The sequence below is a fragment of the Methylobacterium aquaticum genome, assembly GCF_001043915.1.
In the GTDB taxonomy this organism is placed as follows: Bacteria; Pseudomonadota; Alphaproteobacteria; order Rhizobiales; family Beijerinckiaceae; genus Methylobacterium; species Methylobacterium aquaticum.
The window spans coordinates 1-21397 of the sequence record NZ_LABX01000195.1 but is presented as its reverse complement, the minus strand read 5'-3'; the positions used below and the strand labels follow the sequence as shown (position 1 = coordinate 21397).

At 71.2% G+C, this 21397-nt stretch carries 20 protein-coding genes and 2 tRNA genes; 16 read left to right on the top strand and 6 right to left on the bottom strand.

What is annotated here, in order from left to right; genetic code table 11:
* Positions 1–49: 49 nt before the first annotated feature.
* Entirely contained in the window at positions 50–2065 is a 2016-nt protein-coding gene (locus VP06_RS23710; RefSeq protein ID WP_082167583.1) for a putative bifunctional diguanylate cyclase/phosphodiesterase, read from the bottom strand.
* Between the two features lie 232 nt (positions 2066–2297).
* Here VP06_RS23710 and VP06_RS23705 point away from each other — a divergent pair, with 232 nt between their 5' ends.
* Together VP06_RS23705 and VP06_RS23700 are read left to right on the top strand one after the other, a co-directional pair.
* On the top strand, positions 2298–2561 hold the full coding sequence (locus VP06_RS23705) for a hypothetical protein (RefSeq protein ID WP_048466259.1): 264 nt from the start codon (positions 2298–2300) through the stop codon (positions 2559–2561).
* A 237-nt stretch (positions 2562–2798) separates the two neighbouring features.
* A complete protein-coding gene (locus VP06_RS23700; protein ID WP_048466274.1) occupies positions 2799–3407 on the top strand; it encodes a metallophosphoesterase in 609 nt (202 codons plus the stop codon).
* A gap of 224 nt (positions 3408–3631) precedes the next feature.
* Here the strand turns inward: VP06_RS23700 and VP06_RS23695 are convergent, their stop codons facing one another.
* Entirely contained in the window at positions 3632–3877 is a 246-nt protein-coding gene (locus VP06_RS23695; protein ID WP_048466258.1) for a (2Fe-2S)-binding protein, read from the bottom strand.
* Between the two features lie 172 nt (positions 3878–4049).
* On the opposite strand from VP06_RS23695, the gene VP06_RS23690 reads away from it, so the two are divergent.
* Together VP06_RS23690 and VP06_RS23685 are read left to right on the top strand one after the other, a co-directional pair.
* Positions 4050–4409 (top strand): hypothetical protein, encoded by a 360-nt coding sequence (locus VP06_RS23690; protein ID WP_048466257.1) that lies wholly within the window; start codon positions 4050–4052, stop codon positions 4407–4409.
* 68 nt (positions 4410–4477) lie between these two features.
* Entirely contained in the window at positions 4478–6214 is a 1737-nt protein-coding gene (locus VP06_RS23685; protein WP_053082007.1) for a sensor histidine kinase, read from the top strand.
* A 19-nt stretch (positions 6215–6233) separates the two neighbouring features.
* Here VP06_RS23685 and VP06_RS23680 read toward each other — a convergent pair whose 3' ends face one another.
* On the bottom strand, positions 6234–6641 hold the full coding sequence (locus VP06_RS23680; protein ID WP_048466256.1) for a hypothetical protein: 408 nt from the start codon (positions 6639–6641) through the stop codon (positions 6234–6236).
* Between the two features lie 186 nt (positions 6642–6827).
* Between VP06_RS23680 and VP06_RS23675 the strand changes: the two genes are divergently transcribed.
* The 3 genes from VP06_RS23675 to VP06_RS23665 all read left to right on the top strand — a co-directional run bounded on the left by VP06_RS23675 (position 6828) and on the right by VP06_RS23665 (position 11700).
* Entirely contained in the window at positions 6828–7190 is a 363-nt protein-coding gene (locus tag VP06_RS23675; protein WP_048466255.1) for a hypothetical protein, read from the top strand.
* 296 nt (positions 7191–7486) lie between these two features.
* A complete protein-coding gene (locus VP06_RS23670; RefSeq protein ID WP_053082006.1) occupies positions 7487–10384 on the top strand; it encodes a bifunctional diguanylate cyclase/phosphodiesterase in 2898 nt (965 codons plus the stop codon).
* 227 nt (positions 10385–10611) lie between these two features.
* Complete coding sequence (locus VP06_RS23665; protein WP_053082005.1) at positions 10612–11700, top strand: helix-turn-helix transcriptional regulator; 1089 nt, start codon at positions 10612–10614, stop codon at positions 11698–11700.
* A 101-nt stretch (positions 11701–11801) separates the two neighbouring features.
* Here VP06_RS23665 and VP06_RS23660 read toward each other — a convergent pair.
* Positions 11802–11876, bottom strand: a tRNA-Thr gene (locus VP06_RS23660).
* Between the two features lie 86 nt (positions 11877–11962).
* Positions 11963–12037, bottom strand: a tRNA-Thr gene (locus tag VP06_RS23655).
* 270 nt (positions 12038–12307) lie between these two features.
* Here VP06_RS23655 and VP06_RS23650 point away from each other — a divergent pair.
* The 8 genes from VP06_RS23650 (at position 12308) to VP06_RS23615 (ending at position 19620) form a co-directional block, all read left to right on the top strand.
* Entirely contained in the window at positions 12308–13297 is a 990-nt protein-coding gene (locus tag VP06_RS23650; RefSeq protein WP_245291287.1) for an ABC transporter ATP-binding protein, read from the top strand.
* 20 nt (positions 13298–13317) lie between these two features.
* Positions 13318–14208 carry an ABC transporter permease gene (locus tag VP06_RS23645; protein WP_048466271.1) on the top strand — a complete coding sequence of 297 codons (891 nt, stop codon included), beginning with the start codon at positions 13318–13320 and terminating at the stop codon, positions 14206–14208.
* Positions 14205–15005: an ABC transporter permease gene (locus VP06_RS23640; protein WP_048466252.1), complete on the top strand. Its 801-nt coding sequence runs from the start codon at positions 14205–14207 to the stop codon at positions 15003–15005. The genes VP06_RS23645 and VP06_RS23640 overlap by 4 nt, the downstream gene beginning before the upstream one ends.
* Positions 15006–15029: 24 nt before the next feature.
* Positions 15030–16169, top strand: a complete 1140-nt coding sequence (locus VP06_RS23635; RefSeq protein WP_048466251.1) for an NAD(P)/FAD-dependent oxidoreductase — start codon at positions 15030–15032, stop codon at positions 16167–16169.
* Positions 16170–16437: 268 nt separating this feature from the next.
* On the top strand, positions 16438–16734 hold the full coding sequence (locus tag VP06_RS23630; RefSeq protein WP_048466250.1) for a (2Fe-2S)-binding protein: 297 nt from the start codon (positions 16438–16440) through the stop codon (positions 16732–16734).
* Positions 16731–18146 (top strand): NAD(P)/FAD-dependent oxidoreductase, encoded by a 1416-nt coding sequence (locus VP06_RS23625; RefSeq protein ID WP_048466249.1) that lies wholly within the window; start codon positions 16731–16733, stop codon positions 18144–18146. The genes VP06_RS23630 and VP06_RS23625 overlap by 4 nt, the downstream gene beginning before the upstream one ends.
* Complete coding sequence (locus tag VP06_RS23620) at positions 18143–19255, top strand: NAD(P)/FAD-dependent oxidoreductase (RefSeq protein WP_048466248.1); 1113 nt, start codon at positions 18143–18145, stop codon at positions 19253–19255. The genes VP06_RS23625 and VP06_RS23620 overlap by 4 nt, the downstream gene beginning before the upstream one ends.
* Positions 19256–19272: 17 nt before the next feature.
* Positions 19273–19620, top strand: a complete 348-nt coding sequence (locus VP06_RS23615) for a RidA family protein (RefSeq protein ID WP_048466247.1) — start codon at positions 19273–19275, stop codon at positions 19618–19620.
* Positions 19621–19657: 37 nt separating this feature from the next.
* Here VP06_RS23615 and VP06_RS23610 read toward each other — a convergent pair whose 3' ends face one another.
* Entirely contained in the window at positions 19658–20020 is a 363-nt protein-coding gene (locus tag VP06_RS23610; protein ID WP_048466246.1) for a hypothetical protein, read from the bottom strand.
* A gap of 508 nt (positions 20021–20528) precedes the next feature.
* Here VP06_RS23610 and repA point away from each other — a divergent pair.
* Positions 20529–21397 (top strand): plasmid partitioning protein RepA (gene repA, locus VP06_RS23605; protein WP_048466270.1); only part of this gene is annotated, 869 nt, incomplete at its 3' end.

Below are 21397 nucleotides of genomic sequence, written 5' to 3'. Positions count from 1 at the left end.
CCCGGCGAGGAGCCCCATGGGGACGTGCGAGCCGGATGCCCGAAACGAGTCAGGCCGCGTCCGTGCGGCTGGCCAGGGCCAGGCGGAGCGCCTGCTCGGCCGGGACCGGGCGGCCGAGATGGTAACCTTGCATGAACGGGCAGCCGAGAGCGCGCAGCATCGCGAGATCCTCGGCGGTCTCCACGCCCTCAGCCACCACTTCGAGGCCGAGCGTCCGGCCGAGGCCGAGCACCGCCTGGACCAGCCCGCGCTTGTCGTCGGACGCCGACAGGCCGGTGACGAGGCTGCGGTCGATCTTGACCCGGCCGGCCCGCAACTGGCGCAGCGAGGCCAGCGACGAGTAGCCGATGCCGAAATCGTCGAGGGCCACGCAGATGCCGGCGCGGGAGAGGGCGAGGAGCTTGTCCTGTACCGCCTCGATGTCGAGGGCGGTTTCCTCGGTGATCTCGATCTCGATCAGCGACGAGGGCAGGCCCAGGGCCCGCAGGCGCTCGAGCACGATCTCGTCGACCGGGATCTGCGCCATCTCCCGCGGCGAGACGTTCATCGCCACCCGGACGTCGCGCAGACCGCCGGCCCGCAAACCCTGCATGAGGCCGCAGACCTGCTCCAGGATGAAGCGCAGGAGCGATTCGGTCAGGCCGGACCGGGCCGCGGCGGCCACGATCTCGCCAGGCGGGATCCAGCCATGGGTCGGGTGGTTCCAGCGCACCAGGGCTTCGAGCCCGGCGATGCGGCGGCCGCCGTCGCTGAAGATCGGCTGGAACCAGACCGAGAGGCCGGTTTCGGCCAGCCCGTGCGAGAGGTCGCGCTCGCTGTCTCGCCGCATCTCCAGGCGCCCGCGCAGGCTCTCGTCGAAGATCCGGAAGCGGTTCCGCCCGGCGGCCTTGGCGGCGTAGAGTGCCTCGTCGGCGCAGCTCAGCATCTGGGTCAGGCTGGGCCCGTGAGCGTGGCACAGGCCGAGGCTGACGCCGAGGCGTCCGGCATCGAAGCTCTCGAACGGTTCGACCACCACCGCGACCAGGTTTGCCGCCAGATCCGCCGGCGGCACCTCCGCGGAGGGATCGTACAGAACCGCGAACTCGTCGCCGCCGAAGCGGGCCGCCAGCGCCTCCGGCGGCAGGGTGCGGCGAAGGCGCTGCGCCACCTCGATCAGCACCCGGTCGCCGGTCGAGTGGCCGTAGACGTCGTTGACCGACTTGAAGCCGTCGAGGTCGAGCAGGATCAGGCAGGGTGCGGGGCCCGGACGGAGGATCCGCGCCTCCGCGGCTTGCGCGAAGCCGGCCCGGTTCATCAGCCCGGTGAGGCCGTCGTGGGTGGCGCGCCGGCGCATCTCGTCGGCGAGTGCGCTCGCCGCCTCGTGGGCCTCCTGACGGGCCCGAGCGAGCGCCGTCGCCTCGTTCTTCAGGCGGGAGGTGCGGCGGAAGCCACGCTCGGTCTCGACCGCACTGCGCAGGAGCGCCGCGAGATAGAGCAGCACCGTGAGGGCGAGGCAGGTGCGGTCGAATCCGCCGGTCCAGGCGAGGCAGACGGCGACCGTCAGCAGCGGCGGCGTGATGAAGCTCGCGGGGATCGCCGCGTAGGCCATGCCGTGGGTCACCGCGCCGGCGGTGATACCGCAGGTCACGACGAGGTAGAACAGCGCCTGGGGCGCGGTGTAGCCATCGCACAGGAGCGCGACCAGGGACCAGACGAGGCCCGACAGGAACGCCGCCAGGGTGGCGAGGCGCAGGTGCCGGTCGATCGCCTGCGCGGCGGCCCGGGCCTGGCCGGGGCGCGCACCCTCGGGAGCGGCGAGGCCGAGGCAGGGCGCCCGGCACAGGCCGAACCGGGCGAGATTGACCGCGGAGGACATCGCGAACCAGGCGAGGCCGGCCCTGCCAAGCCCGGCATGGGCGGCGACCAGGGCTCCGGTGACGCCCAGCAGGGCGTTGACCGGCATGGCGTGCTGCACGCTGCGGCGCACCGCTTCGAGCTGGTCGCGCCGGATTGAGGCGGACAGATCCGGGCTGTCGCCGCCCCGCGGCCGGTCGGAGCCTGGTCCCTGGCTGCCTGATCCCGACATGTCACCTCGGTTGTCAGCTTGGCCGTCATAGCAGCCGATGGTAAAGAACCGGTGACCATGGTCCGGGTCAAGCCGGCGAAGTCCAATCCGGCGACGTCCAATCCGGCTTGGCGCCATCGGGACGGGGCGTTGCCGCCCGGCCGGGCGGCCATCGCCCTTCCGGGACATGCCGCCACGGAACGCTGGCCGAGCCTGGCCGTTGATGGGGATCGCGAGAGCGCGAGGAGGGATCATGCGCAACGTGGCGAAGGCGGCTTTGGTGGCGGTCGTGACGCTGATGGGCGTCGGCGCGGCGGAAGCGAAGGGCTGCATCAAGGGCGCGATCATCGGCGGCATTGCCGGGCATTACCTGGCCGAGCGCGGCGTCGTCGGTGCCGTGGCGGGCTGCCTCGCCGGCCGGGCGCTGGCCAAGCGCCGCGCCCAGCGCGACCTCGATTACGGGGCCCGCGTGCGCCCGCGCGACGGCTACAGCTACGGCGCGGGCCGGAGCTACTGAGGGCCCGCCCAACCCGGGCGAGTGGGCCGTCGTCGCGCACGACGCCCTCCGCGTCGGACGCGAGCGGCGCGGCGATCCGCCCCGTGCCGCCCGGCCGTCTGCTCCCGCCTCCGTCACGGTTGCGGGGGGCAGGGTGCCCGTCCGCTGAGATCGGTGTTCTTGCCTCTTGCGCCTATTCGTGACCGGTTCGGCGCAGGAGGTTTGGCGAACCGGACGCGCACGACGAACCGGGTGCTCATGGCCGTCTTCTTTACTGCCGACACGCATTTCGGCGATGTCCACATCCTGCGCCAGCGCGGCCGCCTGTTCGCCTCGATCGACCAGCACGACGAGACGCTGGTGGCGAACTGGAACGCGGTCGTCGGGCCCGAGGACGAGATCTGGCATGTCGGCGATTTCGCCGCCCATGCCGAGCGCGCGCATTGCGCAGCGATCTTCTCACGGCTGAACGGCGTCAAGCGTCTGGTGCGCGGCAACCACGACAGCAACCGGGTCCTCGACCTGCCCTGGGCCGACCCGCCGGTCGAGAGCGCCCGCCTCACCCTGCGGGACGACGGGCGCGAATGGCGCCTGTTCCTGGCGCATTACGCCCATCGGGCCTGGCCCGGCCTGTGGCGCGGCGCCCGCCACCTCTACGGCCACACCCACGGCACGCTGTCCGACACCACCCGCTCCTGCGATGTCGGGGTCGATGCGTGGGACTACCGGCCCGTGCGCCTCGCCGCTCTGGTGGCGCGCCAGGACGCCTCCACCCTGGTGCCGGAGGAGCTGGCCCGCGACAGGGCTGCCGGTCAGGAGTCGGAGGGGATCCGTCCTCGATCCACCCCATCCGCGACTTCATCCTGAGGTGTCATACCAACGGCCCAAGATGCTGACGCATCGGGCCGTTGACCCATCTCGAATTGTCGATGCCACGCCAGAAGCTTGACGAACATTCGAGACTGGAACCACAGGTCGTTTCCAACGACCGTTGGTATGACACGGAAGCCGGACGTGATCTTCCGGCTTCCGTACCACAACCAGGCATTCGACCGAGTCGCGCGATGCGACCGTGCTGCGCGGGGGCGGCCTCAGGCGGCCTCCTCCGTCAATGCCTTCAGCGTGCAGGCCGTCCCGCAGGTGGTGGAGCAGGCGGCATGCGCCTCGGACAAGGCCCGATCGAGGATGCCCCGGATCGTGCGGGCGCAGCGGCCGCATTTCGGACTACACCCGAGGCAGGCATAGACCTGGGCGGGCGTGCGAGGGCAGCCCGGGCCGGGATTGAGGCAGGCGCGCACCTGGCCATCGGAGAGCACGTTGCAGGAACAGACGATCATGTCGTGACTGGAGCACCCGATCCGCGGAGCGCCGAGGGATCGCTCCCGCTGACCGCTCTCAGATTAGAACTTTTGAAAACTACAACATAATCAAGAGGTTACCGCTGCGACGCGGGATACGCAACGGGTCCCGACCGGTCATTGCGCCGCAGGCCGCCTCGTCCGCGAGCGAATGGGGCGCCAACAAACCCGGGAGGCAACCCGCCTGCCGGTGCGCCAGCCAGGGCACGGCGAGGCGGTGCTGAGGGGGAGGACCTCGGGCGACGCGGTGATCGAGGCGACCGGCGGGCCGGCCTGCGGCTCCTCGAAACCCCCGGGCGGATCGACCGCGTCGTCACCGATGATCGGCCTGCCGGGCCTCGACGGGCGCCGGATGATCACCAAGCCCTTCGCCATCGACGCCTTGGCCGCCACGGTTCAGGCGGTGCAAGATCCGGGCGATGACTGCCCCGGCGCGGCGCCGGCGGGACGCGGCGCTTTCGCGACGGATCCGGAACCGCGAGGCTTTCTCGCGGGGATGGCCTTGCGATAAGGTTGTCCGGCCATCGCAGGAGAGCCGCCGCCTTTCCTCGCCCTCGTCGTCAGGACCCGGAACGCCCCGTGCCTCAGCCGCCGCTCCGCGTCTTCCTGGCTCTCGGTCTCGGGGCCGCGGGCCTGGTGGCGACCCTGGTGCTTGCCCTGGTGGCGTCCCGGGTGGCGAGCGACCGGCTCGAGGCGCGCATCGAGGCCGAGCTGGGCGACCTCGCCGCCACCATGGCCGGCCGGCTCGACCGCGACCTGTTCGAGCGCTGGCGCGACATGGTGATCCTGGCCGAGAACGACACCATCCGCGATCCCGACGCCCCGGTGGCGCGCAAGCGCCGGTTGCTGCGGCGGGCGCAGGAGACCTATCCCGACTACGCCCTCATCGTGCTCGTCGATGCCGACGGCCGGATCACGGCGACCAGCACCGGCGCCCTCGAGGGGCAGGACGTCGCGCATCGGGACTACTTCACCGAGGGCCGCAAGGGCCCCTTCGTGAGCGACGTGCACGACGCCATGCTGCTCGCGAGCCTGGCGCCGGACCGCCACGCATCGGACCCGCCGCGGGTGCTCGACATCGCCGCCCCGGTGCGGGACGATGCGGGGCGTCTCGTCGGGGTGGTCACGGGCCATCTCGACTGGACCTGGGCCCAGTCGGCCGAGGCGGCCTTGCGCGAATCCGCTGCCGGCCAGCACGACCTCGCCGCCCTGGTGATCGCCCGGGACGGCACGGTGCTGCTCGGCCCCGAGCGCTTGCGCCGCACCGACCTGCCGGCGGCGCTGCCGAGCCTCGCCGCCGCCCGGGCCGGCCACTCCGGCACCGTGGCGGAGACCTGGCCCGACGGGACGCGCTACCTCACCGGCTACCGGCCGACCCGGGGCCACCGCGACTTCCCGGGCCTCGGCTGGACCGTGCTGGTGCGCCAGGAGGCGGGCACCGCCTTCGCGGCCGTCACGGACCTGCGCCGGCAGATCCTGCTCTGGGGCCTCGTCGTCGCCACCGCGGCGGCGGGCATCGGCTGGTTCGCCGCCGGCCTGCTCGCCCGGCCGCTGCGCCGCCTCGCGGTCGCCGCCGCGGCCCTCGGCCGGGGCGAGCCGATGGTGGCACCGGCCTCCGCCGTGCGCGAGGCGCAGGCGATCAGCCTCGCCCTCACCGCCGCCGCCGCGGCCTTGCGGCGGCAGGAGGAGGAGCGCCGGGCGGCGGATGCGCGCCAGGAGCTGCTGATTCACGAGCTGAACCACCGGGTGAAGAACACGCTCGCCACCGTGCAGTCGATGGCGCGCCAGACCGCCCGCAGCGCCGGCTCCCTCGACGACTTCACCGGCAGCTTCGAGGCCCGGCTGCTCGCGATGTCCCAGACCCACAACGTGCTCACCGCCAACCACTGGGAGGGGGCGGGCCTGCGCGGCATCCTGTCGGCGGAGCTCGAACCCTATGCCGGCGGCCGGTCCGACCGCATCCGCCTCGAAGGACCGCCCGTCTCCCTCACCCCCGCGGTGGCTTTGCCCCTCGGGATGGCGATCCACGAGCTGGCCACCAACGCGGCGAAATACGGCGCGCTCTCGGTCGAGACGGGGCAGGTGGCGGTGGAATGGGGGGTGGACCGGCAGGTCGGGGGTGAGACCCTCTCGCTGCGCTGGCGCGAGCGCGGCGGACCCGCCGTGGCGCCGCCGACCCGGACCGGCTTCGGCACGCGGCTGATCCGCACCAGCCTGGAGCGGGAACTCGCCGGCGAGGTGCAGCTCGATTACGCCGCGGCGGGCCTCACCTGCCTGATCGCGGTCCCGCTCGCGACCCGGATCCAGGCCGCCTGATCCTCCGTGCGAGGCGGCGTCACCGGCCGTAGGGGTAGCAGCGGCTGCGCTCCAGCAGGAGGCCGAGATGCGCCGCCAGCACCCGGATCGCCTCGGCATGCTCGACATAGGGGTCGCGGTTGCCGACGCCGACGATGACCGGGCAGCCGGCCCCTCCGGGGATCATCGCGGTGGCGAGCCCGTTGCCCTCCGCATCGCGCAGGGTGAAGAAGCGCGGCATGGTCCGGCGCAGATGCGCCTTGAGCCCGATCTGCTGCTCGATGAACGGCCCCGGGGGCGGCACGTAGGACGCCTCGGCGCGCTCCCGGGCCTGACGGAAGTGCTTCTCGACGGCGTGGCCCATCAGGGCCGATTCGCGGATCGCCTCCGCCTCGGTCTCGATCTGGAACCAGGTCTTTCCACCCGTGACGTCGCAGACATAGTCCATCGCTCACCTCGGGCATGTATCCGGGCCGTGGCCTTGCCTTCGGGATGTAGGCGCGCACAGGCTGGTTTTGAAGCGCCGGTGCGGCACCAAGCCTCTTGCGGCCCCTCACCGTTGCGTGCGGCCGCCGGCATCCGGTTCTCAGGCGCCCCGCAGCCCGTCCAGGCCCTGGGATACGATACTCTGCCGATGAGGCGCCATTCGGCCGAGGCGCTGCTGCGAAGCGGGCCGGGCCGCTCGCCCGGGAACAGCTGGTGGCGATCATTCTCCACGGCGCGGAGCCAGCCGTGGTTGCCGGGGCCTGGCCTGATCCGGCTCACGCCGGACAGCGATGCGCCCAACATCCGTGAGGGCGGCGCAGCTCGGGAGGCCGCGGCGATGGAGCGCCCGGTCCCGGGATCAGCCCCGGCCCACGAGGAGCCGAACGGCGTGCTCCCAGCCGCCGAGCAGATCCGCTCCGGTGCACACGAGGCCGAACGTCAGCAGAGCGAGGGCGAAAACGACATGGCCGACCGCTTCGAGGGGGCGCCAACCGTAGAGACGAAGCTGTGAGTACATGGCCGAATCACTGGCCTCATCATGGTTAATAAATCGTTACTGCGACGGAAGGGCCATCGGAGCGGCCGTCCGGCGGCCCCTCCCTTGGCCGGATGAAACGACCCCGGATCCGGCGCTCCCCGCATCACCCCGTGGCTTTCACGACGGCCGCCGCGGGAATCGCACAATCCGGGCGCTTCGAGGGGTCGAAAGGATCGATTGTTCGGCTTGGCTGGGGCATGTTGCGCGCGTCACCGACGCCATTGCAGGACACGATGGAGTGTGCGTTCGTCTGCCCGAGGGCCGAGCACATGCTATGGGCCGTTCCCCTCGCGGCACTGGTCTGCTGGCTCTCCTGCCACACGGCCCTTCACCTGCTGGAGCAGGCGCGCGTCGAGCGCGGCGGACGCTCGCTCGGCTGGCTCGCCGGGGCGGCTTTCTCGGCCGGGGCCGGGATCTGGAGCACGCACTTCATCGCCATGCTCGGCTACGATCCGGGCCTGGGCATCCGCTACGATCCGGCGATCATCCTCGCCTCGCTCGCCGTCAGCGTGGCGGGCGCCCTGGCGGCCCTGGCGCCTCTGCGCCGGAGCCCGACCATCCTCCGGGGCGTCGCCGCCAGCGTGCTCCTCGGCCTTGGCCTCGCCGTCGTGCATGTCATCAGCATGCAGAGCCTGCACGTGCCCGGCCGCTTCTCCTGGGACCCGGTCCTGACGGGGACGGCCGTCCTGGTCGGCTTCGCCCTGACCTGCGGCTCCCTTCTGACCCTGCCGCGCCCCGGAAAGACCGGAAGCCTCGTGCCCTCGGCGACCCTGCTGACCCTCGGGATCGCCGCGCTGCACGTCCTGGCCATCGCGGCGGTGCGGATAGTCCCGGATCCGCAGACCGGCCCGGGCGCCGACACCCTGCCGCGTGCCGGGCTCGCCGCCGGCATCGCCACCGTCACCCTGGCGGTGCTCGCCTGTGCCGCCATGGCCCTGGCGGCGGACCGCCTGCGCGAGATGAACCGGGTCCTGAGCGCGCAGAAGGCCACGCTCGCGGCGAGCGAAGAGCGCATGCGGGCTCTCACCGACACGCTCCCGCAGATGGTCTGGGTCATGCCCCCGGACGGCTACACCGTCTACACCAACCGGCAGTTCCAGGCGCTGTTCGGTCCGGGCGTCACCTCCAGCGCGCAGCGCTTCGCCTCGCATCACCCGGACGGCCGGGAGGCGATCGCCGCGGCGTGGCGGGTCGCGGCGGCTCAGGCGCGCACCTTCGAGACGGAGGCCCGCCTGAAGAACCTGTCGGGCGATTACCGCTGGTACAAGATCGTCATGGTGCCGGTCCTGCGCGACGGGGCCTTGGTCGAGTGGATCGGCACGGCGCTCGACATCGACGACATCGTCCGCGCCCGGGAGGCGCTGCGGGTGAGCGAGGAGCGCCTGGCCCTGGCGCTCGACGCCGGCAGCGACGGCCTGTGGGATTGCGACCTCACGACCGGCGAAGCCTGGATGTCGGACCGCTGGTGGCACCTGCTCGGCTACGCACCAGGCGAGCTGCCGTCCCGCTCCAGCACCTGGCAGGCGCTGATCCACCCCGACGACCGCCCTCGCACCCTCTCGCTGCTCGGCCGGCATCTCGTCGGGGAGAGCCCGGTCTTCGAGGGCGAGCACCGGCTGCGGCGCAAGGACGGCGCCTGGGGCTGGTTCCTCACCCGCGCGAAGGTCGTCGGGCGCGATGCCGACGGGCGGGCGATGCGGCTCGTCGGCACCCACCGCGACATCGGGGTGCGCAAGGAGGCGGAGAACCGGATCGCCCATATGGCGACCCACGACGCCCTCACCGACCTGCCGAACCGCACCCTGTTCCGCGAGGGGCTGGAGCAGTGCCTGGCCGGCATCGCGCAGACCGGCGGATCCTGCGCGGTGCTCTGCCTCGACCTCGACGGCTTCAAGGAGGTCAACGACGCCCTCGGCCATCACGCGGGCGACGCGCTGCTGCGCGAGGTCGCGCAGCGCCTGAGGACGGTCCTCGCGGCGCAGGAGAGGGTGGGGCAGGATCGGGCGGCCCGGCTCGGCGGGGACGAGTTCGCGATCCTCCTCGCCTCGGTCGGTGACGCGGGCGACGCGCTGGCGCTGGCGCAGGCGCTGATCCGGGAGATCGGCCGGCCCGTCGCGATCGGCGACCAGCCGATCCAGGTCGGGGTGAGCATCGGCGTCGCCCTGGCTCCCGGTCACGGGACCGACGAGGAGACGATCCTCCGGCGTGCCGACCTCGCCCTCTACAAGGCGAAGGCGGAGGGCCGGAACACCGCCCGGAGCTTCGACCCTGCCATGGACGCCGCCCTGGCGGAGCGGCGCCTCCTCGAGGCCGACCTGCGCCATGCCCTGGCGCGGGACGAGATGCTGCTGCACTACCAGCCCCAGATCCGGTCCGCCTGCGGCCGGCTCGTCGGGTGCGAGGCGCTGGTGCGCTGGCAGCACCCGTCGCGCGGGCTGGTGCCACCGGGCGCCTTCATTCCACTCGCCGAGGAGACCGGCCTGATCGCGCCCCTCGGCGAGTGGGTGCTGCGCGCCGCCTGCCGCGAGGCGGCGGGCTGGCCGCGCCCGCTCAAGGTCGCCGTCAACCTGTCGCCGCGCCAGTTCCAGCAGGCCGACCTGCCCGAGCGCGTCCTGGCGATCCTGACCGAGACCGGACTGTCGCCGGACCGGCTGGAGATCGAGATCACCGAGACCGTCATCATCAAGGACATAACCCGCGCGCTCACGGTGCTGCGCCGCCTCAAGTCGCTCGGGATCCGGATCGCCATGGACGATTTCGGCACCGGCTACTCGTCGCTGGCGACCCTGCAAGCGTTCCCGTTCGACGCGATCAAGATCGACCGCTCCTTCGTCAGCCAGCTGGAGCAGCGCCCCTCCGCCGCCGTGATCGTGCGGGCGATGCTTGGCCTGGGGCGCAGCCTCGGCATCGGCGTGGTGGCCGAGGGGGTCGAGACCGAGGCGCAGAGGCGCTTCCTCGTCGAGGAGGGATGCGAGGAGATGCAGGGCTACCTGTTCGGCCGGCCGCAGCCGGTCGAGCGGCTGGCCAGCCTGATGGCGGGGGAGAGGAAAGGGGCGGGACGGCGCGGCGCGGACGACCCGCCGGGCGGCGGGCGCGTGACCGGCCAGGACGTGCCCCACCATTTCGGACGGGATCCCGACGATAGCCCGATCGCGCCCCGCGCCTGATCCTGCCATAGGATTGCCGACCGGTCGCTTCAGGCAATGCTGTCGGATCGGCTTCGCGATGCACGGACCGGCTTGGTCGGCATGGGGAGCCTCCGGCTCCACCGCGCGGGCTCGCCATCCGCGATATCGGGACGGACTTCCGGATATCGTCTCACCGTCCTCTTGGCTGGGCCTCTTGGCCGGGGTCGTGGAGGTTCCGGCGGCTGCGACCCTCTCAGGCGGACACGATGACGACCCGGACACCGGACGATCTGATCGACACGATCTACGAGGCCGCCTTCATCCCCGCCTTGTGGCCCAGCCTCCTCGACGATCTGTCCGCGAGAACCGGCGGCTGGGGCGGAATGCTGTTCACGGCGACCCCCGAGGCGGCGCGGTGGACCGCGTCCGCTGCGACCTCCGACTTCTTCACCGATTTCCTGGCGAATGGCTGGATGGAGCGGAACCCCCTGGTCGAACGGGGGGTCAAGCGGGACCATGCGGGCTTCCTGACCGATCTCGATCTCTTCACGATCGAGGAGATCGAGGCCGAACCGATGTACCGGGACATGCGGCGGCTGGGCGGCGGATGGCATCTGGGCACCGCCATCGCGGTGCCGAACGGCGACACGCTGGTCATCAACATCGAGAGACGGCATCGCACGGGGCCGTTCGGCCGCGACCACGCCGATCATCTCGATGCGTTCAGACCGCATCTGTGCCGGGCCGCCTTGCTGGCCGCCCGCCAGAGCCAGGCCCGGATCGACGCGACGATCGACAATCTCGAACTGCTCGGGCTGGCCGCCGGCGCGCTGACCCGCACGGGAAAGCTTCTCGCGAGCAACGCTCTCCTGGCGAACGCGATGCCGACCCTGATCGAGGATGGGCCCAGCCGGATCAGGCTCAGGCACAAGCCGTCCGACGATCTGCTCGTCGAGGCCTTGGCGACCTCCGGTAACCGGGAGGCCGGCGTCCCCGGCCGGTCGATCCCCATCCCGGCCTCGGCGGAGAGCCCGCCGTCGATCCTGCACATGGTGCCGATGGCGGGCGCCTCCCGCGATCTCTTCAGCCGCGCCTCCGTCCTGATGGTCGTGACCACGCTGGCCATCGGGACGGCGCCGGACGCCCGCCTGATCAGAGGATTGTTCGACCTGACACCGGCCGAGAGCAAGATTGCCCGCGACATCGCAACCGGCATGAGCATCCCGGAGATCGCGCTCCGGCACGGGCTGTCCGGGCACACGGTCAGGACGCAGGTCAAGGCGATCTTTTCCAAGACCGGCGTGCACCGGCAATCCGAGCTGTCGGCCCTGCTCAACGGCATCCCGTTGCTGTGACGGATGTCGGCGGCTCGGCCTCGCGGATCACGGGCGATCGGGACGCGCGGGCCCGCCGAGACAGGCGAGGCCAGCCACACATGCATTGTTCAGAAGAAGAATGGTGCCGCTGGGGAGGATTGAACTCCCGACCTCATCATTACCAATGATGCGCTCTACCACTGAGCTACAACGGCGCGCCGGTGCCGCGCTGGCCTCCCAACAGGGGTCGAACAGCTGTCAGACACACCGAGCGGAATCTCAAGACTCTCACGGTGAAGGATGGTGCCGCTGGGGAGGATTGAACTCCCGACCTCATCATTACCAATGATGCGCTCTACCACTGAGCTACAACGGCCCGTCGGCGCCGCTCGTGCCGCCCGCGGCCTCAAGGCCGGGCGGTTCGGGGTGCGCCGAAGACGAGCGGGGGGATAGCGGATCGCCCGGCGCATTGCAACAGGCTCGCGGGCTGGAATCGCCGGCCTGACCCGATCCGCCGGCCCGACCCGCGCCGTGGCCCGCCCCTTGCTTTTTGGTCCGGCACCGGGAGCCGCCCAGGGGAGAGCGCGTGGACATCGAACTCGTCAGCCTGACCAAGCGCTACGGCGACACCGTCGCGGTCGATGGGATCAACCTGAAGATCCGCTCGGGCTCGTATTGCTGCCTGCTCGGGCCGTCGGGCTGCGGCAAGACCACGACGCTCCAGATGATCGCCGGATTCCTGACGCCCTCCCGCGGGACGATCCGTCTGGAGGGCCGCGACCTGACGCAGGTCCACCCGTCGAAGCGCGGCCTCGGCATCGTGTTCCAGAGCTACGCGCTCTTTCCGCACATGACGGCGGCCGAGAACGTCGCGTTCGGCCTGGAGATGCAGCGCGTCGGCAAGGCTGAGCGCACCGAGCGGGTCCGCGCGGCGCTCGCGATGGTCGGGCTCGCGGCTTACGAGGACCGTCATCCGCGCCGGATGTCCGGCGGCCAGCAGCAGCGGGTGGCGCTGGCCCGCGCCCTCGTCATCCGCCCGAGCGTGCTGCTCCTCGACGAGCCGCTCTCGAATCTCGATGCCAAGCTGCGCGAGGAGATGCAGATCGAGCTGCGCCAGATCCAGCGCAACCTCGGCACCACCACCATCCTGGTCACCCACGACCAGGGCGAGGCGCTGTCGCTCTCCGACCGGATCGTGGTGATGAGCAAGGGCCGCATCGAGCAGATCGGCACGCCGCAGGACACCTACGAGCGCCCGGCCTCGGCCTTCGTGGCGCAGTTCCTCGGCAAGACCAACGATTTTTCCGCCCGGGTCGAGGGCGCCGCCCCCGCCCGGATCGTCGTCGGCGGCTGGAGCGCGCCGGCCCCCGTGGGGGTGCGCGGCCCGGTGACGGTCAGCGTCCGCCCCGAGCGGATCGGATTCGCGCAAGACGGTCTGCCCGCCCGGGTCGCCGCCCGCATCTTCCAGGGCAATCACTGGCTGTTCCAGTGCGAGACCGAATGCGGCCCGGCGATCGTGGTGCGCCCGAATGACGGCCTGCCCCAGCCCGGCGAGGGCGAGGCGGTGCGCCTCGCCTGGCGCCAGGACGACATGAGCATCCGGGATGGGAGCCTGAGCGCCGGAGCCGCCGCGTGAGCGCCGCCGCCACGACCTCGCTGCCGGCCGCCGCGCCCACGACCGTCCCGGCGCTCCGGGCCAGCCGCGCCCCGCTCTGGCTGATCCTGCCGGCCCTGATGCTGTTTACCGGCGTCGTGCTGGTGCCGCTGGCGATGACGGTGCTGCTCTCGTTCCACGATTGGGGCCAGTACAAGGGCATCGAGCCGGTCCTGATCCTGAAGAACTGGCAGGAGATCGCGACCGATCCGTATTACGCCGAGATGTTCGGGCGCACGTTGCGAATCGCCCTGATCACCACGGCGGCAACGGCGCTGCTCGGCGCGCCGGAAGCCTACATCCTCAACCGGATGAGCGGGCGCTGGCGCGGGATCTTCCTGCTGCTGATCCTCGGGCCGTTGCTCATCTCGGTGGTGGCGCGGACCCTCGGCTGGGCGCTCCTGTTCGGCGGCTCCAACGGGCTCGCCAACAAGCTGCTGATGTCGCTCGGGGTGATCTCCTCTCCCCTCCCCTTCCTGTTCACCGAGACCGGCGTGGTCGTCGCCCTCGTCCACGTGATGATGCCGTTCATGGTGCTGTCGGTCTGGGCGGCGCTCCAGCGCCTCGATCCGCAGGTGGAGCACGCGGCGATGTCGCTCGGGGCCGGCCCCGTCACCATCCTGCGCCGCATCGTGTTGCCGCAGATCATGCCGGGCGTGCTCTCCGGCGCCATCATCGTGTTCTCGCTCTCGGCCAGCGCCTTTGCGACCCCGGCGATCATCGGCGGGCGCCGGCTCAAGGTCGCGGCGACGCTCGCCTATGACGAGTTCCTCAACACGCTGAACTGGCCACTCGGCGCTGCGGTGGCGGTGCTGCTGCTCGTGGGGCTGGTCCTGATCGTCGTCGGCGCCAATGCGCTGGTCGAGCGGCGCTATGCGGAGGTGTCCCCATGAGCCGCAACGGCCCCCTGGCGCTCGCCTTCCACGGCCTGTTCGTCACCTTCATGCTGGCGCCGATCGTCGTCGTCTGCCTCGTCGCCTTCACGCCGGAGGGTTTTCTGTCCCTGCCGACGAACGGCTTTTCCTTGCGCTGGTTCAGGGCGATCGCCGATTACCCGGAATTCGTCCACGCCTTCTGGGTCAGCCTCGGGCTCGGCGCCTTGTCCTCCCTCGTCGCCGTGCTCGTCGCGGTGCCGGCGGCGCTCGCGCTCACCCGGTATCCGGTGCCGGGCCGCGGCGCGCTCCAGGCCCTGTTCCTGTCGCCGCTGATGATTCCGCACGTGGTGCTGGGCGTCGCGTTCCTGCGCTTCTTCACGGCGCTCAACCTCGGCGGCACCTTCCTGGCGCTGCTCGCCGCCCATATCGTCGTGGTGTTTCCCTTCGCCTTCCGGCTGACGCTGGCGGCGGCAACCGGCCTCGATCCGGCCCTGGAGCGGGCGGCGGTGTCGCTCGGGGCCGGCGGGTTCACGCTGTTTCGCAGGGTCACCCTGCCGCTGATCCTGCCCGGGGTGGTGAGCGGCTGGGCGCTCGCCTTCATCCAGTCCTTCGACGATTTGACCATGACGGTCTTCCTCGCCGCGCCCGGCACCGAGACGCTGCCGGTCCGCATGTTCCTCTACATCCAGGACAACATCGACCCGCTGGTCACCTCGGTCTCGGCCTGCGTCATCGCCGTCACCATGGCGTTCCTCGCCATCCTCGACCGCCTCTATGGCCTCGACCGCGTGCTCGCCGGCAAGGGAAGCCACTGAGGGCGGCCGCGTACAGGAGTTCCCATGTCCAAGGACTACGACGTCGCCGTGATCGGCGGCGGCCTGCTCGGCTCGGCCATCGCCTGGGGCCTCGGCCGGCTCGGGCAGCGTGTGGTCGTCCTCGACGAGGGCGACGTCACCAAGCGCGCCTCGCGGGCGAACTTCGCCCTCGTCTGGGTGCAGAGCAAGGGGCTCGGCATGCCGGCCTATACCGACTGGACCGTGCGCGGGGCCCGGAGCTGGGCCAACCTCGCCGCGGCGTTGCGCGAGCAGACCGGTCTCGACGTGTGCTTGCAGCAGAATGGCGGCTTCCACCTCACGCTCGGCGAGGCCGAGTATGGCCGCCGCGCCGATCTCGTCGCCCGGATGCACAACCAGCTCGGTGCCGACGGCTACCGGATGGACATGGTCTCGGCAGCGGAAGCCGGACGGGCCCTGCCGGGCCTCGGGCCGGAGGTGTCCGGCGGCAGCTTCTGCCCCCTCGACGGCCACGTGAACTCGCTGCGCACCTACCGGGCCCTCCATGCCGGGATGAAGGCGTTCGGCGTCGATTACCGGCCCGAGCGGCCGGTCTCGGCCATCACCCGCGAGGGCGGGGAGTTCCGGCTGACGACGCCGGCCGGCGAGGTGCGCGCCGCCAAGATCGTGCTCGCCGCCGGCAACGCCAACCAGGACCTCGCTCCGATGGTCGGGCTCTCGGCGCCGATGGGGCCGACGCGGGGCCAGATCCTCGTCACCGAGCGCACCGAGCCGTTCCTGCCCCACACGCTGGCGACCCTGCGCCAGACCGACGAGGGCACGGTGATGATCGGCGACAGCAAGGAGGACGTGCTCGACGACGGCGCGATGCGCCAGGGCATCAACGCCGTGATGGCCGACCGGGCGCAGCGCACCTTCCCGCATCTGGCGCGGCTCAACGTCGTTCGCACCTGGTCCGGCATCCGGGTGATGCCGCGGGACGGCTTCCCGATCTACGACCAGTCCGAAACGCATCCCGGCGCCTTCGTGACCTGCTGCCATTCGGGCGTAACGCTCGCCGCCAACCACGCCTTCGAGATCGCCCGGATGGTGGCGGGAGGCGCCCTGGAGCCGGACCTGGTCGGCGCCTTCACGGCCAAGCGCTTCGCCGCGCAGGAGAGCGGGACGGGGAGCGGGTATTATTGAGACGATGATCGGCGAGACCCCGTCGTGGACCCGCAACGGCTCCACCTCGCAGGGTCATCCCGGGGCTCGGCGCAGGCGGGAGCCCGGGATCCAGAACCGCAGGTCGTGCACGACGGGACGAAGAGCGATCAGCGTCTTCCGGAACGAACTGAGGAGCTGGAATCCGGGCTCCGCTTCGCGGCCCCGGAATGACCCGGAGGGTGGCAGTCCCATCGGTCCCCGACCACCCATTGAGATTCGACGAGGGCCGACAGGCCCGGAGACGCCCATGTTCAAGCGATCCGACCACGACACCCGACCCATCGTCCGCATCCTCGTCGAAGGCGCCCCTGTCGAGGCGCGGGCGGGCGACACCGTCTCGGCGGCGCTGCTTGCCTCCGGCCGCGACGTGCGCCGGCTCACCGCCGTCAGCGGGGCGCCGCGGCTGCCCTACTGCATGATGGGGGTGTGCTTCGATTGCCTCGTCACCATCGACGGGGTCGGCAACCGCCAGGGCTGCCTCGTGCCGGTGGCGGACGGGATGCGGATCGAGATCCAGAAGGGCAAGCGGGAGATCGGCCGATGAGCGCACCCCTGAAGGATTCCTACGACCTCGTGGTGATCGGCGCCGGCCCGGCCGGCCTCGCCGCCACCGCCACCGCCGCCAAGGCGGGCCTGTCGGTCCTGCTCCTCGACGAGAATGCCGGACCCGGCGGCCAGGTCTGGCGCGCCATCACCTCGACCCCGCTCGCCGATCGCGGACAGCTCGGGCCCGATTTCTGGAGCGGCGAGGCGCTGGTCCGCGCGCTCCGCGAGGGCGACGCCGAGGTGATCCACCGCGCCACGGTGTGGAGCCTCGACACGGCGCTGGAGATCGGCGTCTCGGTCGGCGGCGGCTCGGCCTTCGTCACGGCGCGGCGGGTGATCCTGGCGACCGGCGCCCTGGAGCGGCCGTTCCCGATTCCCGGCTGGACGCTGCCGGGCGTGATGACCGCCGGTGCCGCGCAGACGCTGCTCAAATCCTCCGGCCTGGTGCCGGACGAGCCGACGGTGATCGCCGGGCAAGGTCCGCTCTTGTGGCTCCTTTCGGCGCAGATCCTGCGCCTCGGCGGCCGGATCGACCGGATCCTCGACACCACCGAGCGCCGGAACATCGTCGGCGCCCTGCCCCACGCCCTCGCCTTCGCGACCTCGCCGTATCTCCGCAAGGGCCTCGCGCTGATACGGGAGGTGCGCGCCAAGGTGAGTGTGGTCTCCGGCGTCACCGATCTCGCGGCCCGCGGCGAGGGCCGGCTGTCGAGCGTCACCTATAAGGTGGGCGCGCGGGAGGAGACCCTGCCGGCCTCGCTGCTGCTGCTGCATCAGGGCGTGGTGCCGAACGTCAACCTGGCGATGGCGGCCGGTGTCGCCCATGCCTGGGACGACGTGCAACTCGCCTGGCTGCCGGTGCTGGGCCAGGACGGCGCGACTTCGGTCGAGGGGATCGCGGTGGCGGGCGACGGGGCCGGGATCGGCGGCGCCGAGGCTGCGGCGCTCCGCGGCCGCCTGGCTGCCCTCGCGGCGGTCGAGGCGCTGGCGCCCGCATCCCTGGCCAAGCTCGAATCGCGTGAGAGCGTGCGGGCCGAACTCGCCCGCGCCGAGCGCGGCCGGCCGTTCCTCGATCGGCTGTTCCGGCCCGGCAAGCAGTTCCGCATCCCCGCCGACGACACCATCGTCTGCCGCTGCGAGGAGATCACCGCCCGCGACATCCGCGAGGCGGTCGCCATCGGGGCGACGGGGCCGAACCAGCTCAAAGCCTATCGCCGCACCGGCATGGGCCCGTGTCAGGGCCGGCTCTGCGGGCTCACCGTCACCGAGCTGATGGCCGAGGCGCGGGGGAAGACGCCGCAGGAGATCGGCTATTACCGCCTGCGCGCGCCGGTGAAGCCGATCGCACTCGCCGAGCTTGCCGCCCTGCCGAAGTCCAAGGCCGAGACCGAGGCGGTGGTGCGCGGATGACCGTGCTCGCCGACGCCATCGTGGTCGGGGGCGGGATCCACGGCTGCTCCACGGCTCTCCATCTCTGCCGGGCCGGGCTGAAGCCCGTCCTGATCGAGAAGGACTATGCCGGCCGCCACGCCTCGGGCGTGAATGCCGGCGGCGTGCGCCAGCTCGCCCGCCACGTCGCCGAAATTCCCCTTTCGATCCGCTCGATGGATCTGTGGGAGCGGATCGGCGACCTCGTCGACGACGAGTGCGGCTTCGAGAGCCACGGCCAGGTGCTGGTCGCGGAGGATGACGGGGAACTCGCGGCCTGTGCCGAGCGGGTCGCGGACCTGCACGGGCATGGTTTTACCCATGAGGAACTGATCGACGGGGCGGAACTGCGCCGCCTCGTGCCGGCCGTGGCCGAGACCTGTCCGGGCGGCGTCGTCTCGCGCCGCGACGGCGCGGCAGAGCCCGCCCGCACCGTGGCGGCGTTCCGGCGCAAGGCGGAACAACTCGGGGCCATCGTCCGCGAGGGCGAGCCGGCCCTTAACATCCGCCGCGAGAACGGGCTGTGGCGGGTCGATGTCGGCGCCGACACCTACGCGGCGCCGGTTCTCGTCAACGCCGCCGGGGCCTGGGCGGGCCGCATCGCCGACACCCTCGGCGAGCCGGTGCCGGTCGAGACCGTGGCGCCGATGCTGATGATTACCTCGCGGGTGCCGCACTTCATCGACCCGGTGGTGATCCTGCGCGGCCGCAAGCTGTCGTTCAAGCAGTTCGGCAACGGCACGGTGCTGATCGGCGGCGGCCATCTCGCGGTGCCGGACCAGGAGCGGGGCACGACGGTGCTGAACTGGCGCCGCCTCGCCGAGAGCGCCCGCACGGTGTTCGAGCTTTTTCCGGTGATGCGCGAGGCCCAGATCCTGCGCGCCTGGGCGGGCATCGAGGCGAAGACGAGGGACGACCTGCCGGTCCTCGGGCCGAGCGCCCGGCATCCGGGCCTCTTCCACCAGTTCGGCTTCTCGCTGCACGGCTTCCAGCTCGGACCGGGCGCGGGCGCCGTCATGGCCGAGCTCATCGTCGAGGGCGGCACCCAGACCCGGATCGGCGCGCTCGGCATCGAGCGCTTCCGAACCTGACGTTCAAGGAGAGTCCGATGACCATCACCCGTTCGATCCGCACCCCGATCATGCACCGCACCGTCGAGGTGAACGGCCTCGTCTTCGTCGGCGGCACCATCGCGGACGACACCTCGGTGCCGATGGGCGCGCAGACCGAGAACATCCTGGAAAAAATCGCCGGCTACCTCAAGGAGGCCGGGACCGACGCCTCGCGCATCGTCTCGGCCACGATCTTCGTGACCGACCTCTCGCACAAGAAGGAGATGGACGCCGCCTGGACCCGCTTCTTCGGCGACGACCTGCCGGCCCGCGCCACCGTCGGCGTCGCGGATCTCGGCGGCGGCGCGCTGATCGAGGTGGTGGTGACCGCCGCGAAGGGCTGAAGGCCGGGGCGGCCGGTGGGCCTCCCCTCCCCTGCCATCACAGGTCGACCGACATCGACAGGAGATCGGTGCGCGGCGCGCTCGTGAAGAACGTACCGAACGAGGCGACGCCGGTCCGGGAACTCGCGCCCGTGACGGTCAGCACGTTGGCCCGGAAGGTCGTCTTGCGGCCCTCGATGACGGTCGCGTCACGCAGGCCGAGAGCGAGGCGCGCCCAGTCCGGCAGCGCCTGGGTGTTGGCCGTATCGACGAACTGGCGTCCGGTATCGATGACGGCGCCGGTCCGGATGAGGCCCGGCACGCCCGGCAAATCCCATTCGGCGCCGAAATTGAGCTGCACCCGCGGCACCCCGATCGGCACCTGGCCGACATTGGCGGCGAGCGCGGTCTTGGTGAGCACCCCGTCGACACCGTGACGCCGGCCTCGACCTGATGCGCCACGTAAGGAGCGAGAATCGCGCCGGACTTGATCGCCGTCGCGGGAGCCACGTCGCCGCGGCTCAGGCCCTCGATGGAGTTGCCGAAGAAAACGCGCAACTGCCCGTATTGCATCTGGCGCATGATGCCGTGCCCGGAATGATGAGGGCCTGGATTGTTATTGACGAAATCTAGCGATCCGACGCTAGTTGAGCGCTGATTTCATGGGTGACGTCGAAAATCCAAGATCGGACACGCGATGATCTGTGTCTATTGCAAGCAAGGGCGGAATCTCCGGATGGGCGAGGCAGTCGAGGTCGCGCCGCGATGCGGGCAGGGCTGGTGCGCGGGCAGGACAGGTGCCTCGACCGGGCTTGGACGCTTGCGCGAGGCTTGCGCGGTCCGCCACCCGCCCGATCGCGGCAATCCTCATTCGTCGCTTACGGTGTTATGGTCGATTTCAGCCTTTCACCGTGAGCGAGTCAGAGTCGATGAATCAGCATGTTCCACCGGGCGAGCCCGTGGGGCCCGCCTCGAACCAGATCGCGGGCCACGACGCCCGGATCCTGGGCGCGAAGCTGCGCGAGATCGCCTCGGTGGTGTTCTCGCCGTCGGAGGCGAAGACGTTGCGCCGCTTCACCTCCGGCGAGGTCGCCCGCATCCTCGGCGTGACCGACAGCCGGATCCGCCAGCTCTCGCCCGATCTCCTGGTCTCGCCGCCCGAGGTCGCGCCGGGGAGCCGCCGTCTCTATGCCCTGGCGGATATCCATGCCCTGCGCGCCCATCTCGACGAGATCGACCGGATCGGCCGCCGCTACCGTCCGCACCGGGATCCCGCCAAGGGCGAGCACCTTCAGGTCATCGCCTGCGTCAACTTCAAGGGCGGGTCGGGCAAGACCACGACCTCGGCCCATCTCGCCCAGTCCCTGGTGCTGCGCGGCTACCGGGTGCTGGCGATCGATCTCGATCCGCAGGCCAGCCTGTCGACGCTGCTCGGCGTCCGGCCCGAGAACGAGCGCGAGCCCTACCCCACCATCTACGACGCGATCCGCTACGGCGAGCAGCGGCGCCCGCTGGCCGAGGTGATCCGCCACACCTACTTCACCGGCCTCGACCTGGTGGCGGCCGACCTGGAGCTGGAGGTCTTCGAGTTCGAGGCGCCGATGCATTCGGCGCGGCGCAAAGCCAACGATCCCGAGCCGCCGTTCTTCGCCCGGATGGGCCTCGCCCTCAACGAGGTGGCGGACGATTACGACGTGGTGGTGATCGATTGCCCGCCGCGGCTGGGCTACCTCACCATCGCGGCGCTCTGCGCGGCGACCGCGCTCCTCGTCACCATCCATCCGCAGATGCTCGACGT